Origin of the sequence: Streptosporangium sp. NPDC000095, from assembly GCF_042899335.1 — a bacterium.
Classification (GTDB): domain Bacteria; phylum Actinomycetota; class Actinomycetes; order Streptosporangiales; family Streptosporangiaceae; genus Streptosporangium.
Genome location: NZ_JBIAZS010000001.1, coordinates 658,901 through 674,756, shown reverse-complemented (window position 1 = coordinate 674,756; position 15,856 = coordinate 658,901). Strand labels below are relative to the sequence as shown.

At 70.9% G+C, this 15,856-nt stretch carries 11 protein-coding genes; 3 read left to right on the top strand and 8 right to left on the bottom strand.

The annotated features are described in order from the left end of the window. Positions 1-190 precede the first annotated feature (190 nt). Positions 191-1,036, bottom strand: coding sequence for a 3-methyl-2-oxobutanoate hydroxymethyltransferase (panB, locus tag ACFY3V_RS02735; RefSeq protein WP_389769267.1), 846 nt, complete (start codon positions 1,034-1,036; stop codon positions 191-193). Positions 1,037-1,365: 329 nt separating this feature from the next. Between panB and ACFY3V_RS02730 the strand changes: the two genes are divergently transcribed. The 3 genes from ACFY3V_RS02730 (at position 1,366) to ACFY3V_RS02720 (ending at position 4,875) form a co-directional block, all read left to right on the top strand. After that, a complete protein-coding gene (locus ACFY3V_RS02730; RefSeq protein ID WP_389769264.1) occupies positions 1,366-2,568 on the top strand; it encodes an MFS transporter in 1,203 nt (400 codons plus the stop codon). Between the two features lie 110 nt (positions 2,569-2,678). Beyond that, a complete protein-coding gene (locus ACFY3V_RS02725) occupies positions 2,679-4,241 on the top strand; it encodes an MFS transporter (RefSeq protein WP_389769262.1) in 1,563 nt (520 codons plus the stop codon). A gap of 7 nt (positions 4,242-4,248) precedes the next feature. Beyond that, on the top strand, positions 4,249-4,875 hold the full coding sequence (locus ACFY3V_RS02720; RefSeq protein WP_389769259.1) for a TetR/AcrR family transcriptional regulator: 627 nt from the start codon (positions 4,249-4,251) through the stop codon (positions 4,873-4,875). A gap of 65 nt (positions 4,876-4,940) precedes the next feature. Here ACFY3V_RS02720 and ACFY3V_RS02715 read toward each other — a convergent pair whose 3' ends face one another. The 7 genes from ACFY3V_RS02715 to ACFY3V_RS02685 all read right to left on the bottom strand — a co-directional run bounded on the left by ACFY3V_RS02715 (position 4,941) and on the right by ACFY3V_RS02685 (position 15,773). Then, complete coding sequence (locus tag ACFY3V_RS02715) at positions 4,941-6,725, bottom strand: NAD+ synthase (RefSeq protein ID WP_389769257.1); 1,785 nt, start codon at positions 6,723-6,725, stop codon at positions 4,941-4,943. A 442-nt stretch (positions 6,726-7,167) separates the two neighbouring features. Further along, positions 7,168-7,548, bottom strand: coding sequence for a hypothetical protein (locus tag ACFY3V_RS02710; RefSeq protein ID WP_389769254.1), 381 nt, complete (start codon positions 7,546-7,548; stop codon positions 7,168-7,170). 274 nt (positions 7,549-7,822) lie between these two features. Next, a complete protein-coding gene (locus ACFY3V_RS02705; protein WP_389769252.1) occupies positions 7,823-8,875 on the bottom strand; it encodes a TolB family protein in 1,053 nt (350 codons plus the stop codon). Between the two features lie 60 nt (positions 8,876-8,935). Continuing rightward, positions 8,936-11,065 carry a histidine kinase gene (locus ACFY3V_RS02700; protein WP_389769249.1) on the bottom strand — a complete coding sequence of 710 codons (2,130 nt, stop codon included), beginning with the start codon at positions 11,063-11,065 and terminating at the stop codon, positions 8,936-8,938. A 2-nt stretch (positions 11,066-11,067) separates the two neighbouring features. Then, positions 11,068-12,543: a BTAD domain-containing putative transcriptional regulator gene (locus ACFY3V_RS02695; RefSeq protein WP_389769246.1), complete on the bottom strand. Its 1,476-nt coding sequence runs from the start codon at positions 12,541-12,543 to the stop codon at positions 11,068-11,070. Positions 12,544-12,628: 85 nt separating this feature from the next. After that, positions 12,629-14,614 (bottom strand): sensor histidine kinase, encoded by a 1,986-nt coding sequence (locus tag ACFY3V_RS02690; protein WP_389769243.1) that lies wholly within the window; start codon positions 14,612-14,614, stop codon positions 12,629-12,631. Between the two features lie 211 nt (positions 14,615-14,825). Then, entirely contained in the window at positions 14,826-15,773 is a 948-nt protein-coding gene (locus tag ACFY3V_RS02685; RefSeq protein WP_389769240.1) for a terpene synthase family protein, read from the bottom strand. Positions 15,774-15,856: the final 83 nt, after the last annotated feature.

Below are 15,856 nucleotides of genomic sequence, written 5' to 3'. Positions count from 1 at the left end.
CGACCGACCGTGGTGTCTTCGGTGTCTTCGGCGGGGATCTGCCGACCTCGGCCGGGAGGCGTTCGTCCGCACTCACCGGACGCGGCGCGTGGACCACGCGAAGGAGCCGCCTCGGGACGGCCGAGGCGGCTCGGTGACCCCGGGTGTGACTTCGATGACACGGTCACCGGGCCGCGGGGCCCGGGGACCGTCAGCGGTAGCTGTGCTCGGCGGTGGGGAAGGCGCCGGTCGACACCTCGTCGGCGAAGCTGCGCACGGCCCTGTCCATCTCGTGGGCGAGGTCGAAGTACTTCTTGACGAACTTGGCGGGGCTCGCGGTCAGGCCCATCAGGTCCTGCCAGACGAGGACCTGCGCGTCGGTGCCGGGCCCGGCACCGATGCCGATCGTGGGGATCGACAGGGACGCGGTGACCCGCTCGGCCAGGTCCGTGGGCACGCATTCCAGGACCACGGAGAACGCGCCGGCGTACTCCAGGTCCTTGGCGTCGGCCATCAGCTCGTCGCCCGACTGGCCGCGGCCCTGTACGCGGTAACCGCCGAGGGCGTTCACCGACTGGGGGGTCAGACCCAGGTGGGCCATCACCGGGATGCCGGCCGAGACCAGGGCCTCGACCTGGGGGAGCACCCGTCGCCCGCCCTCAAGCTTGACGGCGTGGGCTCCCGCCTCCTTCATGAAGCGGGCGGCCGTCTCCAGGGCCTGCTGGGGAGAGGACTGGTAGGAGCCGAACGGCAGGTCGGCCACGACCATCGCCCGGGAGGAGCCGCGGACCACGGCCGCCGTCAGCGGCATGAGATCGTCCACGGAGACGGGCAGCGTCGAGTCGTACCCGTACACGACCATGGCGGCCGAGTCGCCGACGAGCAGCACGGGGATGCCGGCCTCGTCGAAGACCCTGGCGGTCATGGCGTCGTACGCGGTGACCATCGGCCACCGCTCGCCGCGCTCCTTGGCGGCGGCGACGTCGCGCACGGTGATCCTTCGTCCAGCCTGGCCGCCGTAGAGGGAGGTCGGCCGGTTGGAGACGGAAGAGGACATGGGACCCTCCAATGAAGTCTCGAGGCGCCCCAGTGGCGTCCCCGGACGGTTCCGATGATTGCACGCGTACGACAGGTGCAACAGCCCCGATCGGTCTGGTAATCCGGAGAGGTATGGGGGGAGTACGGCGTGTTCGTACGGTTGGTCCTGTGACACACTGTTATTTATCGTGACAGATCGTGTTTTTGTGGGGCTGTGTGGGTGATGGGTGGCGTACGTAAGGGAGGCCGGGGTGGCGCATGCCGCCCTTCGAGGGTGTGGGCGCGGTAATCCGGTGGCGGAAGCATCGGGGGTGTGCGGCACAATGCTCGCGGAGGTAAGTAATCACAATGGCTTTCGAACCTTACCGCCGCCTGCTGGCGATTCCGGGCGTGCGGTCGTTGCTGCTGGTCGGGATGGTCGCCCGCATCCCCTCGACCGCGATCGCCATCACGCTGACGATGCACGTCGTCGATCCCAGTGGGCTCGGCCTCGGGTTCGCCGCGGCGGGCCTGGTGACGATGGCGAGCACGGTGGGGATGGCGGTCGGTTCTCCGCTGGCCGGAAGGTTCGTCGACAGTCATGGCCTGCGCCCGGTGCTGGTGGTGACCACACTCGCCCAGCTCGCCTTCTGGTCCACCGCGTGGGCGATGCCGTTCCCCCTGCTGCTCGCGGCCGCGGTGCCCGCGGGCCTGCTCAGCCTCCCGGTGTTCAGCGTGATCAGGCAGTGTCTCGCGGCGCTGGTCCCGGTCGACCAGCGCAGGATGGGCTTCTCCCTCGACTCCATGATCGTTGAAGTCTCCTACATGACAGGTCCCGCCCTGGCTGTCGCGGGGGTGACCCTCCTTGGCAGCGTGCCCACCATGGGTATCGTCGCGGCCGGTCTGGTCGTCTCGGGGACGACGCTGATCGTGTTGAACCCGCCCGTCCGCTCGGACGAGGAGCTCCGGAGGCCGCAGGGGAGGATCCCCCGGCGCCGGTGGCTCACCCCGGGCATGCTCGGTCTGCTCGGCACGGTCGCCGCGGCGACCTTCGTGCTCGCCGCCACCGAGCTCTCCCTGGTCGCGACGATGCAGCGGGGCGGTGACACCGCGTGGATCGGGCTGGCGATCGGCCTGTGGTGCGCCTACTCGCTGATCGGCGGCTTCGTGTACGGGATGCTGCCCCGAGGGGTGTCGCCACTGGTCCTGATCGGTGCCATGGGCGCCCTCACCGTCCCTGTCGGGCTGGTCGGCGGCGACTGGCACTGGCTGGTCCTCGCCCTGCTGCCCGCCGGGGTGCTGTGCGCCCCCGCGCTCTCCTCCACGATCGAGACCGTGAGCCGCTGGGTGCCCGTCGGGGCCCGAGGTGAGGCGATGGGCCTGCACGGCACGGCGCTGCTGATCGGCGGGGGTGCCGCGGCGCCCATCGCGGGCGTGATCATCGACGGTTCCGGCCCCGGCTGGGCCTTCGCCGCCGCCGGGCTGGTCGGTGTGCTGATGGTGCTGGTCGCGCTGCCGTTCTGGCGGCGCACCGCGGCCGTGGTCGAGGATCCTGTGCCGATGGCCGCCTGACCTGGGTCACGACATTTCACGATAAATACGAAACGATACGGTTGCGTATCGTAAAAGCTGGCGCTACGGTGGTGTTTCGAAACTCAAGCGTATCGAATACGGGGCCTTTCGTGGAACAACAGCTCGGCCACCCGCGGCGGTGGCAGATCCTTGGGGTGCTGGTCTTCAGCCTCCTCGCGGTCGTGATCGACAACACCATCCTCAACGTCGCACTGAAGACGATCGCGGACCCCGAGGCAGGTCTGGGCGCCACCCAGAGCCAGCTGGAATGGGCGATCAACTCCTACACGCTCGTGTTCGCGGGCCTGCTGTTCACCTTCGGGGTGATCGGCGACCGCACCGGACGCAAGCGCATGCTCATGGTCGGCATGGTCCTCTTCGGGCTCGCCTCGCTGGCCAGCGCCTACGCTCAGGACCCCATGCAGCTGATCGTCGCCCGCGCTTTCATGGGCATCGGCGGGGCCGCGATCATGCCGGCCACGCTGGCGATCATCTCCAACGTCTTTCCCCCACGGGAGCGCGGCAAGGCGATCGGGATCTGGGCCGGCGGGGTGGGCCTGGCCGTGGCGATCGGCCCGATCACCGGTGGCCTGCTCATCGAGCACTTCTGGTGGGGCTCGGTCTTCCTGATCAACCTGCCGATCGTGCTGATCAGCATGGTGCTCATCAGCGTGGTGGTGCCCGAGTCGCGTGACCCCAAGCCCTCCAGGCTCGACCCGATCGGCGTGATCCTCTCCATCGTCGGCCTCGTCGCCGTCACCTACGGCATCATCCGGGGCGGGGAACTGGCCACGATCGCCAGCGCCGAGGTGCTCGTCCCCACGATCCTCGGCATCCTCGTGCTCGCCGCCTTCGTCTGGTACGAGCGTCGCATCGACCACCCGGCCTTCGACGTCGCCTATTTCCGCGACCCGCGCTTCGCCACCGCGGTCGGCATGATCGGCATCGTGTTCTTCGCGATGATGGGCGCGATGTTCTTCCTGGTCTTCTACCTGCAGATCGTGCTGGGCTTCAGCGCGCTGCAGGCGGGCGCCCTGATGATCCCCTTCGCCGCCGCGCAGCTGATCTTCGCGCCGCTGAGCCAGCAGATGGCCGCCCGCTTCGGCGGCAAGCTGAGCGCCACCGTCAGCATGGTCGTCGTGGCCGGCGCGCTCGCCTCGTACGCGCTGATGGACGAGCACACCCCGATCGTCCTGCTGGAGATCGTGTTCTTCGTCCAGGGTGCGGCGATGGCGAACATCATGCCCCCGGCGACCACCGCGATCATGGAGGCGCTCCCCAGGGAGAAGGCCGGCGTCGGCTCGGCCATGAGCAACACCGTCCGCCAGGTGGCCGGTGCGCTCGGCGTCGCGCTCCTCGGCTCGCTGCTCTCGGCCACCTACCGCGACCAGATCGCTCCGGCCCTGACCGATCTGCCCGACCAGCTCAAGCACATCGCGGGCGAGTCCCTGACCGGCACGCTCGGCGTGGCCCAGGGCCTCGGCGCCCAGGGTGCGGCGCTCATCGAGCCGGCCAAGCTCGCCTTCATCGAGGGCATGCACATCACCGCCCTCGTTTCCGCGGTCATCGCGCTGCTCGGAGCCCTGGTGGTGCTCAGGTGGCTGCCCGGCAAGTCCTCCGGAGCCGCCGTTCCCGACGGGATCAGCCCCGAGAAGGAACCGGCGGTAGTGTAGAGACGCCATGACGACCACCGACGAGTTTCAGGCAGCCGGAGCTCAGACGCCCCGCCCCGCGGGCCGTCCCCGCAGCGCCAGGGCGGAGAAGGCCATCATCGACGCGACCCTCGACCTGGTCGGGGAGAGCGCCGGCCTCTCCGAGCTGTCGATCGAGGCGATCGCCGCCCGCGCGGGGGTCGGCAAGACCACGATCTACCGGCGATGGTCGAACAAGGAAGACCTGCTCGTCGACGCGCTGTCGACCCTCAAGACGCCGCTGCCTCCGCTCGCGGGCGTCTCGGTCCGAGACGATCTCATCGTCTACGCGCGGGTGGTCCTGCGCGACGCGTGCGACGCGCGCAACCGCTGCGTGATGAACATCGCGATGAACGAGGCCGAACGGCACCCCCGCCTGGTGGAGCGGATCCACCGGGCGACCATCGAGCCGCGCAGGGCGGCGATCGCCGCCCTGCTGCGGCGCGGCGTCGCCACCGGCGAGCTGCGGGCCGACCTCGACGTCCCCATCGCGATGGCGAACCTGGCCGGCACCGTCATGTGGTACGTCCGCACCGAGGGGGGCGGCGAGGCCGCCGGGTCCTCCGACCTGGCCGAACGGATCGTCGACCACCTCCTGGCGGGCCTCGGCCCCTGAGGGTTCCCGTACGGGCCGCGCACGGTTCTCCCGCGGTTTTTTCCCGCCGGGCCCCTGCCCGGGTGTCAGACGGTGGGCTCGCGCCAGCGGTTGGTGATGGGCAGGCGGCGGTCGCGGCCGAAGTTCTTGGGGGTGATCTTCGGACCCGGAGGATACTGGCGGCGCTTGTACTCGGCCAGGTCGACCAGGCGGATCACCCTGGCGACCAGGGCCGGGTCGTGCCCTGCGGCGACGAGTTCGGCGGAGCCCATGTCCTTTTCGACGTAGTCGTCCAGCAGCCGGTCCAGGATCCCGTACTCCGGCAGGGAGTCGGTGTCGCGCTGGTCGGGGCGGAGCTCCGCGCTGGGCTCCTTCTCGATCGAGCTCTCCGGAATCGGCGGCACCGTGAAGGGGTGCAGGAACTCGCCCGACCGGCCCGCCTGGGCGTTGCGCCAGCGCGACAGCTCCCAGACGAAGGTCTTGAGCACGTCCTTGATGGGGGCGAAGCCGCCCGCGGAGTCGCCGTAGAGGGTGGAGTAGCCGGTGGCCAGCTCGCTCTTGTTGCCGGTGGTGAGGACGAGGTGGCCGTGCTCGTTGGACAGGCCCATCAGGATCATGCCGCGCACCCGGGCCTGGAGGTTCTCTGAGGCCAGGCCGGTGAGCTCGATCTCCTTCTCGAAGCCGCTCACGATCTCGGCGATCGGCACGGTCGTGGCGTTGATCCCCTGCCGGTCGACCAGCTCCTGGGCGTCGCTCACCGAGTGGTCGGAGGAGTAGCGGGAGGGCATCAGCACCACGTGCACCCGGTCGGGGCCGACGGCGTCGGAGGCGATCGTGGCGGTGAGCGCCGAGTCGATGCCGCCGGACAGGCCGAGGATCACCGACTGGAAGCCGTTCTTGGTGACGTAGTCGCGGACCGCGAGCACGAGCGCGGAGTAGACCTCGGCGGTGTCGTCGAGCTGCTCGGCGATCGTGGGGGTCTGCGGCTGGTACGGCTCGACGGGGCGGGCCGACAGCTCAAGCCGGTCCACCGTGATCACGGTGCCGTCCTCGGCGTCCATCTGGAAGGTGCCGAGACCTCCGTACCTGGCGTCGGGCAACTCCAGGTCCGTGATCAGCAGTTCCTCGGAGAACCGCGCCGCGCGCGCGACCAGTTCGCCGGAGGCGGAGACGACCAGTGAGTCTCCGTCGAAGACCAGCTCGTCCTGGCCGCCGACCTGGTTGACGTAGGCGAGGGCGCATCCGGCCTCGCGGGCGCGCCTGGCCACCAGCTCCAGGCGTACGTCGTCCTTCTCCTTCTCGTACGGGGAGGCGTTCGGTACCACCAGCAGCCCGGCTCCGGCCTCGGCCACCACCGCGACGGGGCCGCCCTCCTGCCAGAGGTCCTCGCAGACCGCGATCGCCACGTCGACACCGTGCAGCCGGAAGATCGGCAGCCGGTCGCCGCGGACGAAGTAGCGGTACTCGTCGAAGACGCCGTAGTTCGGCAGGTGGTGCTTGGCGGTCTTGACGACCACCCGGCCCCGGTGCAGCAGCGCGGCCGCGTCGAGCGGGGCGCCCTTGGGCTGGCCGACGCGCGGGGCGAGCTTCGCGCGGTCCACGTAGCCGACCACCACGGGGATCTCGCCGAGTCCCGCCTCCGCCAGTCGTCGCGCGGCCTCCTCGATCGCGGCGATCGACGCCTCCACGAACGAGGTGCGCAACACGAGGTCCTCGACGGGATATCCGGTCAGGAACATCTCGGTGAAGACGACCAGGTGCGCGCCTCGGTCTGCGGCGCGGCGGGTCCACTCGACGAGTTTGTCCGTGTTGGCGGCCAGGTCGCCGACAGCGGGATTGGACTGGGCCAGGGCGATACGGAGTTGAGCCACGTGGCCATCCTATGAGGGCGTGCCCGGAAGGTGCCCTTTGGGTGATCCCTGCTCGGTGACCGGCGGATGAGCGCGGACCTCCGCCGTGGGACCGTCCCGCGTTCCTCCGGCCCCGGCCTCGCCGACGCCCGGAGGGCTTTCGGCGAGGTCGTTCGCGACTCCGCGACGTCCACGGACGTTTCGACGAACATTCGGACCCGCCGGGCGAGGCCTTCCACAGGGTTTCGCGACCGGCCGTTCCTGTCTTTCCCGGGATCGCCAGGATCGTCCGGATCGCGCCGGGACCAATGGGATCACCGAGATGAGGAAAATCAGCGAGGTCGGGGGATCACCTGGACCGTCACGGCCGTGCTCGCCGCGCTTCGCCTTGAGCGCGGCGATGCCTGCCGATCACGGTCGAGAGCCGCGACGCCGTCCGTCGGTGACGGCGTTCTCAGTGCGTCTACCAGCAGAAGCGGGCGTATCCGGCGTCGTAGCCGTCCAGCCAGCCTCTGTCGTAGTCGCTGGGCGGCCCGGCGTAGCTCCGCGACCTGGTCCTGCGACAGTCCTGTGCGGCGGCCCGGTAACCGTTCCTGTATCCCCGCCAGTAGTCGCTCGGGTCTTCCGCGGACTCCCCGGAATCCACGGAATCCATCGAGTCCGCAGAATCCGATGTTTCCGCCGACGTGATCGGGTCCGTCATGCTCTCGTTCTGCGCGGTGTTCACCGTCACGGCCTGCTCGGGATCCGGCGCGGGCGAGGCATAGGAGAACGAGACGGGTCCGAGGGCGAGTGCCGCGAGAAGCGTTGGGCCGATCACCGTCAGCTGCCGCTTGCCGTACATGGTTTTCCCCTTTGTTCGGGCCGTGGGCGGAGTCCGCCCACGGCCATGATCTAGGGGGAAACATATAGGCCAGTCGTATCGGGCCAAAGGACCCGAGCTCTCTTTTCCTTATTTTCGGAGTAAGTTAAGAGGAGGCTGATTTTGCCTGGCTTTTATTTCCTGTGACAAATTTCCGGGAAATATGATTTCTTAATGCATTTACGCATTAATCGACTTGTGAGGCGCGAAGACGCGATGAGATCCGGGTGTCGTTCGTGACGTCGCGGGGGACCTGTCAGCTGAGGACCCAGAGCAGCCCGAAGTTCTTCGCGTCGGCGCGCTCGGCCATCCGCTGGATCTCCTTGCCCGAGCGGGAGAGGACCACGATCGTGTTGGCGGCCGTGCCCTTGACGCGGACCGCCAGACGCCCGTCGCGCAGGTAGCGCGCGCCAAGCAGCCGTCCCTTGACCGGGATGGCGACCTTCGCGCCGGTCCTGGTGTCGTAGATCGACGGGGTGAACGACAGGGGCCAGGAGCCGTCGCCACCCGGGGCGTTCGCGCCGATGGCGTTGACCACCACCCTGCGGCCGTCGGGTGACAGGCTCTCCACGTGGTTGGCGCGTTTGACACCCGGGACGAGGCCGGAGGTCCGCCGCCTGGTGTCCAGGAGGTGGACGCCGTCCGTGCCGCCCGCGTACCCGGCGAGGGTCCTGCCGTCGGCCGACCAGGTCAGATGGCAGGGGCCGGAGGTCTTCCCGGCGTTGAACCTGCCCCTGCCGTCGGGGCCGATCACGGCCACCGTCATCGCCTCGCCGGTGCCCTTCACCGGGTAGGCGATCCGCTTGCCGTCGGCGGACCAGGCGGGGGTGAGACACGGGCCGCCGTAGGCGGCGTTCTTGGCGATCACCCTGCCCATGCGGGGTCCGTTGGCCGATGTGACGCGCAACCTGTTCTTGTCGTCGATCCAGGCGATCCTCCGGCCGTCGGGCGCGACCGCGAACTGGCCGGCGAAGGCGCCGGCGCCGGCGGTCGGGCCGCCGCTGCTCCGGCCTCCCCGGTATGTCAGCACCTCGACTCCGCTTCCCCCGTAGCGGAAGTAGACGGCGCCCGAGATCGGGGCCGCGGTCGCGTTCGAGACCGCCTTGGGCGCGGTGCCCCCGGTGGATCGGGCGGCGTCGGTGTTCCCGGTGCTCGCGGTGGAGCCGGTCACCGCCCCGATGCCTCCGGTCGTCCCTCTGTTCTCACCGAGGGATCCGGCCGCTGCCCCGGCGCCCTCGGCGAGGGCGGGGGCGGTGACGACGGCCGTCAGGGCGAGTGCGAGGCCGGTGGCCAGGGCCCAGTGCTTCAAGGGGATCTCCTCGGGTGAATTACTCAACGGCTGGTTAGAGCCCCGAGAAGGCGAAAAGGTTTACACGCGGCCCGCCGCGATCGGAGTCGAGGGGATCGGCAGCACGGCCTCCACGACCGTTCCGCCCTCGGGCGCCGACTCGATCACGCAGGTGCCGCCCAGTTCGGCGGCCCGCTCGCGCATGGAGAGCAGTCCCACCCCCGTACGAGGTCCCGAGGGCAGTCCGCTTCCGTCGTCCTGGACACGGACCACGAGTGACTCACCGCGCCGCAGCGAGATCACCGCCGAACTGGCGCCCGCGTGCTTGCGGATGTTGGTGAGCCCTTCCTGCGCGATGCGGTACGCGGCCACCTCGGCCGCCGCGGGCAGATCCGACAGGTCGCCCTCGATCTCCACCGCCACCCGGGGGCCACCCTCCTGAGCGAGGGCACGCACGGCCCCCGCCAGGCCGAGTTCGTCGAGGGTGGGCGGGCGCAGGCCGTACACCAGTTCCCTGATCTCCCGGCTGACCGCGTCCATGCCGCTTCGCAGTTCGAGCAGGAGCCTGTCCGCCGAGGCGGGAGCGGTGCGCAGGCTGATCCTGGCCATGTTGATCGACATGGCCATCTCGGTCAGCGCGTGGCCGAGCCCGTCGTGCAGGTCCCTGCGCAGGCGGCGGCGCTCCTCCTCCCGGGCGGTGAGGATGCGTTCCCGGGAACGCTGCAGGTCGGCGGTCATCCGTACGGCGTGCGCCACGTCGGCGACGTACGGGACCGCCACCGCGACCAGGCGGTCGTTGTGTGCGGCGGCGAACCTGCGGGGGCCGGGGGAGCCGAGCAGCAGTCGCCCGACCGGCTCGCCGTGCCAGACCAGCGGCACCTCGCGCGGCGCCTCGCCGAGCGGGCCGACCTGGACCTGCCTGGAGCCGGGCCCGTAGACCTCGACGGTGACGCCGGTGACGCTCAGCCCGTCCTTGATCACGGCTGCGACGGCGGCGAGCGCGTTGGCGGGCTCGGTCTCGCGGACCTCTCTGGACAGGAGCGCGGCGAACGCCCGAGGGTCACCGCGAGTGCCGTACATGAGCCGGTCGACGAGGCGCCTGAGCCTGTGCCGGAGCGGATGGAAGACGATCCCGGCGAGCAGAGCCGCGATCAGGCCGCCGATCCGGTCGTATCCCGACAGCGCCAGCCCGGCGACCGCGCCGACCGCGTACATGGCGCTGACCGCGGCGATCAGCCCGGCGGCGACGAAGGCGCGGCTGACCACCGTGTCGATGCCGTAGAGCCGGTAGCGCAGCACCGAGAAGACGATGGCCCCCGGGATGAGCCCGGTCCAGATCGTCGCGGCCAGCCACCAGTCGGGTCCGGCGAGCAGGAAGGCGACGTAGACGGCGAACGCGAAGACCGGCCAGGCGATCTGGCGGCGCACCTCCGGGCCTGCCCGCCGGAAGCGCAGCACCATGGAGACGAGTGCGAGGACCGCGAGAGCCGAGATCAGTATGGAGGCCACCTCGCGCGCCACCGTGTTGTACGGGGCGAGGAGGTCCAGCGAGAGCGGGCTGGGAATGACCCGCGGCCAGGGGTAGAGCGCGGGGTCGGGGTCGGGGCGGGTGAGGTGCAGCAGCAACTGCGTCGCGAACACGACCACGCCGGCCGCCACCAGCGGCCGCCACCGCCGCGAGGGCAGCCGCCCGTCGGGGGAGTACAGCGGTAACAGGATCGCCAGCAGGAGCCCGCCGAGGGACTTCCCCGTGACCATGCTCATGCGGAGGTAGCCCGCGGACTCCATCTCGCCCGCCGCGGCGAAGGTGAACATCGCCGCCTCGGAGAACGTGTTGACGGCGCACATCAGGCCGCCCACGCACATCAGCCACGCCGTGACCGGGCGCGAGCGGTGTGCCAGCAGGAACGCGCCCACCACGGGGAACGTCAGCCCTGCCGCGAGGTCGGGAGTGGCGGGCACCGGTGGTCGCCACTCGTGCGGCAGGCCGAGGCCGAGCACGAAGCCGACGACGGAGAGCCCCACCGAGAGGATCGCCGCCGAGACGGCGGCGAGCCGAGCCGGGGAGCGCAGCAGAGCGCGCACCGGCGAGACGACGGGCCAGGTGGGGGCGTCCTCGGCCACGGTGACCGCGTCCACGACCGGCCTGGGCACACCTCCGGTGCCGTCGAGCGTCCGGCCCCGGTCGTGGTCGCGTGGCCGTGGTCGCATCGCTATCTGCCCACGTCGCCAGGGTTGACCAGCCCGGACTCGTACGCCGTGACGACGAGTTGGGCACGGTCGAACAGCCCGAGGTGGTCGAGCAGCCTGACCACCGACCGCGAGACCGACCCTTCGGGGACCGCGAGGGTCGCCGCGATCTGCCGGTTGGTCAGTCCTCGGGCGACCAGTTTCATCAGGTCGAGTTCGGCGTCGCCGAGACCGGCGAGGCCGGGTGGCGCAGACGGGTCGGTGCGGCCGGCGAAGGCCGCGATCAGGCGGGTGGTGACGGCGGGGTCGATCAGCGCGTCACCGGCCTGCGCGGCCCGCATCGCGGTGATGAGCTGCTCGGGCGCCGACGTTTTGAGGACGAATCCACTCACCCCGGCCCGCAGTGCCGCGTAGAGGTTGTCGTCCGTGCCGAAGGTGGTCATCATGATGACCTTCGGCGGCGCCTCGTCGGTCAGGATCCTCCGCGCCGCGGTCAGCCCGTCCAGCCTGGGCATCTGGATGTCCATCAGCACCAGGTCGGGAGAGGTCTCCTTGACGACCGCGATCGCCTGCTCGCCGTTCTCCGCCTCCCCGACCAGTTCGAAGCCCGGCTCGCTGTCGAGCACCACGCGCAGGCCGGTGCGGACCAGCGCCTGGTCGTCCACCACGACGACCCGCAGGCCCGGCGGTGCCGGTTTCCGTTCCACGGTGTGCGTCGCGGGCTTCGCGGCCCGCACGGCCTCGGCGGGCGGGTCGAGGTGGACGGCCTGGGCCAGCATGTCGGACTCCAGGCGCTGCAGAGGGGCGCCCAGGTCGAGGCCGAGCTCGTCACGGAGCAGCACCCTGGCACGCCGCAGCGCTCCCAGCGCGTCCCCCTGCCTGCCGTTGCGGTACAGGGCCAGTGCGAGCAGCCGCCAGGCCTCCTCACGCAGCGGGTGCGCCGAGGCGTGTGCCTCCAGGTCGGCGACCAGGGCGCCGGAGTGCCCCAGCAGGAGTCCCGCGTCGGCGCGGCGCTCGACCGCGATCAGCCGCAGTTCCTCCAGCCTGCCGGCCTCGCTCACGGCCCAGGACAGGTCGGAGAACTCGGCCAGGGCCGGGCCGCGCCAGAGCGCGAGGGCGGCCTCCAGGCGCTCCCACACCTGGGCGGGCGCGCCGCCCGCCTTGACCGCGTTCTCGAAACTCCAGGCGTCCACCTGGCCCGGCGAGGCGCGCAGCGCGTACCCCGGTGGGGCGGAGACCAGGACCTCGGCCTCCTCGCGGGGCGCGCGGCCGGGCTCCAGGGCGCGCCGCAACCGCGACACGTATCCCTGGATGGTCGAGAGGGCCTGGGCGGGAGGCTCGCCGGGCCACAGCTCGTCGATGAGCATGGTCACGGGGACGGCGCGGCCTCCGGCCACGAGGAGCCGGGCCAGCACCGCCATCTGGCGCTGGCCTCCGAGGTCGAGTGACGTCTCGCCGTGACGCGCCTGGAACGGTCCGAGAGCACGAAATGTCAGCATTGCAGGCGTAAGGGTAGGGCTACCTGGACCAACCTCATAGAGCAATACTCACCATCGTTCGCAAGCCGTAAGAAATCATCCGTGGTCAGATCTCCACATTCAAGTTCACCGGAAGTATCGCTTCGACCACGGTTCCCCCCTCGGGGGGCGTGGTGATCACGCATGTCCCGCCCAGTTCGGCGGCGCGCTCGCGCATCGACGCCAGCCCGACCCCCGAACGACGTCCGGAGGGCAGGCCGATCCCGTCGTCGCGCACCCGGACGCTCAGGTCGTCCTCGCCCCGTTCCAGCGATACTCGCACGGTCGCGGCCCCCGCGTGCCTGCGCGCGTTGGTCAGCGCCTCCTGCGCGATGCGGTACGCGGCGACCTCGGTCGCGGCGGGCAGTCCCGGCAGCTCGCCCCTCACCTCGACGGTGACGCCGGGGCCCGCCATCTCCGCCACGGCTCCGGCCAGGCCGAGATCGTCCAGCGCGGGCGGGCGCAGGCCGTACACCAGGTGCCTGATGTCTCCGGTGACGCTGTCCATGCCGGAGCGCAGCTCGGCGAGCATGCGTTCGGCCGTCTCAGGGGAGGTGCGCAGGGAGATCCTGGCCGCGTTGATGGCCATCGCCATCCCGCTGAGCGACTGGCCGAGACCGTCGTGCAGGTCGCGGCGGAGACGGCGGCGCTCCTCCTCGCGGGTGGTGACGATGCGCTCCCGGGAGCGCCGCAGCGCGCCGACCAGCCGGACCGCGTGGGCCGCGTCGGCGACGTACGGTGTGAGCGCGGCGATGACCCGTTCGTTGTGCGCGGCTGGCAGGCGCCGGGCCCCCGGCGGGCCGATGAGCAGACGTCCGACGGGCTCGCCGTGCCAGACCAGCCGGATGTCGCGCGTCACCTCCTCCAGCGTCCCCACCGTCACCTCCTCCGGCCAGCCGCCCTGGAAGCGCACGCCGGCGCCGGTGACCGCCAGGCCGTCGCGCAGCACGTCCAGGGCCGCGGACAGGCCGGCCTCGGGGGCGATGCGCTGGAGCCTGCGGCCGAGTCCGGCGGCCAGCGCCACCGGGTCGCCCCTGCCGCCGTACAGGAGGCGGTCGGCGCCACGCTGAAGCAGCCGTCGCATCGGATGGAAGAACACCCCCGCGCAGAGCGCGGCGACCAGGCCGCCGATCCGGTCCACATCCGACAGGAACAGGCTGGAGGCGGTGCCCACCGCCACGTAGACCCCGCCGATCACGCCGACGAGGCCCGCCCCGACCAGCGTCCTGGTGATGAGCGTGTCGATCCCGTAGAGGCGGTGCCGCAGCACCGAGAAGGTGATCGCGACCGGGACGAGCGGGATCGTGAACGACGTGAGCCACCACACCGGATTGCCGATCACCCAGGGGACGATGACGGTGGCGAGCGCGATCAGCGTCCAGAGGATCTGCCGACGCTCCTCGCGGCCGGCCCGCCGGAACCTCACGGCGAGCGAGGCGAAGGCGAGGATCATGATCGCGTTGGTGAGCATGTCCAGCGAGAACCGCAGAGGGTGGGGGCCGGAACTCGTGTACCGCTGCCCGGCGAGAGGCATGAGGTCCATGAGGAGCACGTCGGCGCACAGAACGGCGACGGAGACCCACACCAGCGCCCGCCAGCGCGGCGACGGCGGCCTCCCGTCCGGATAGAGCAGCGGCAGCAGCACGACCAGGAAGAGGATGGCCAGCTTCCAGCTCACCCCGGCGACCGTCCAGACCGCCTCCTGGGGGAGCAGCCGGTGCCCCGCGTCAAGGAGGGCGAGGTTGATCGTGAGACTGTTCAGCGCGGAGCACAGTCCGCCCAGGCAGAGCAGCCAGCCGATGACGAGCCGGGGCCGCTGGAACACCAGCAGCGCACCGAGGATGGGGAACGCGACGCCTGCCACGTCCTCGGGTGAGAACGGCAGCGGTGTGTAGGAGGGCTGCGGGAGCCGTGCCGTGACCCAGACGTTGACGCACACCATCGCCACGGACGCGGTGGCGATGAGGGTCGCCACGGACGCGGTGGCAGTGAGCGTCGCTATGGACGCGGTGGCGGTGAGCACCGCCGCCACCCTGCTCTGGACGGGCGTCACCGTCGGGACCACACGGTACAGCCCGCGCATGATGGTTTCGGCCCTTCATTTCGTGCTTAAAAGGACCTTAACCGGCGAAGACCGCAATTCAATCAACGAATACTCAACGCCGGTGGGCACCGTACGACGCCCGCGGGCCGCCGGCACCGAGGCCGGGACCGGGCGTGCGGGCTCGGCGGGCCCCCGGGCGGAACCGCCCGGGGGCGGCCGGTCAGGGTACGTCGTACCGGCTGGACTCCAGCAGCCATTCCAACTGGGCCCTCGGCGCCGTGAGGAACGCGCACGCGACCTTGCTGACGTCCCTGGCCTGGCCGGTCGAGAACCCGAACCGGTCGAACAGCGTCGGCAGCCGGCGCGCGGAGGTCCGCAGGTCCTCGGCGCGGGCGGCGATCCGGTCGTTCACCCAGGCGACGGCGTCGGCGTCGGAGAGCCCGAACGCGGTCGCGGCGACCGTCACGTAGTTGTGCACGTCACCGTTGGCCCGCTCCTTGTGGTGCGAGGCGACGTCGTTGCACCAGGCGGTGACGTCGTTGCAGGCGTCCACCAGCGTCCGCCAGGTCGTGCTCTCGCGCAGCCCCGCGGGCACCTCCACCCCCAGGCAGGGCTCCACCAGGTCGAACAGATAGGGACCCGCGGTGCCCCGCCGCAGCCGCGGGTACTCCGCGGGGGAGGGTACGCGGCCCGCGCACCGGTTCTCGGCCTCGGTACGGCAGGCCTCGCCCTGGGCCGCCAGCCCGGCCAGGAACCGGTGCCGCCAGCGGGTGCTCATCCGCTCGGTGGTGGCCTTCCACAGGTCGCCGAAGGCCAGCTCGACGGGCGAGGAGGCGTGGGCGGGGGAACGCGCGACGAGGTCGAGCCGCGCGAAGGTGTCCTTGACGATCTCGGTCGCGCGCCCGGCGGGTTTCTCGTCCCACTCGTCGTCGAAGTGGAACAGCCAGGTCAGCCATTTGGCGAACAGCAGCGCCGACTCCACGCCGAATCCGCAGAAGGCGCGGCCGGCCATCCGCTCGAATCCGGCGCCGGGGGGAGGTTCGAGCTCCACCGCGCGGGCCCAGACGGCGAGCTCGGCGCCGATCAGGTCGATCGAGGGGTGCATCGGGCACGGCGCCGACATCACCGGCACGAGCTCGGTGAGGGGCAGCAGCAGGGCCGCGGCCACCCCGGAGGACCTCGGCGGCCCGGCGGGTCTCCGCGGTCCGGCCGGTGGGACGGGGGAGGGAGGCGGGGAAAGGTGCGTCGAGG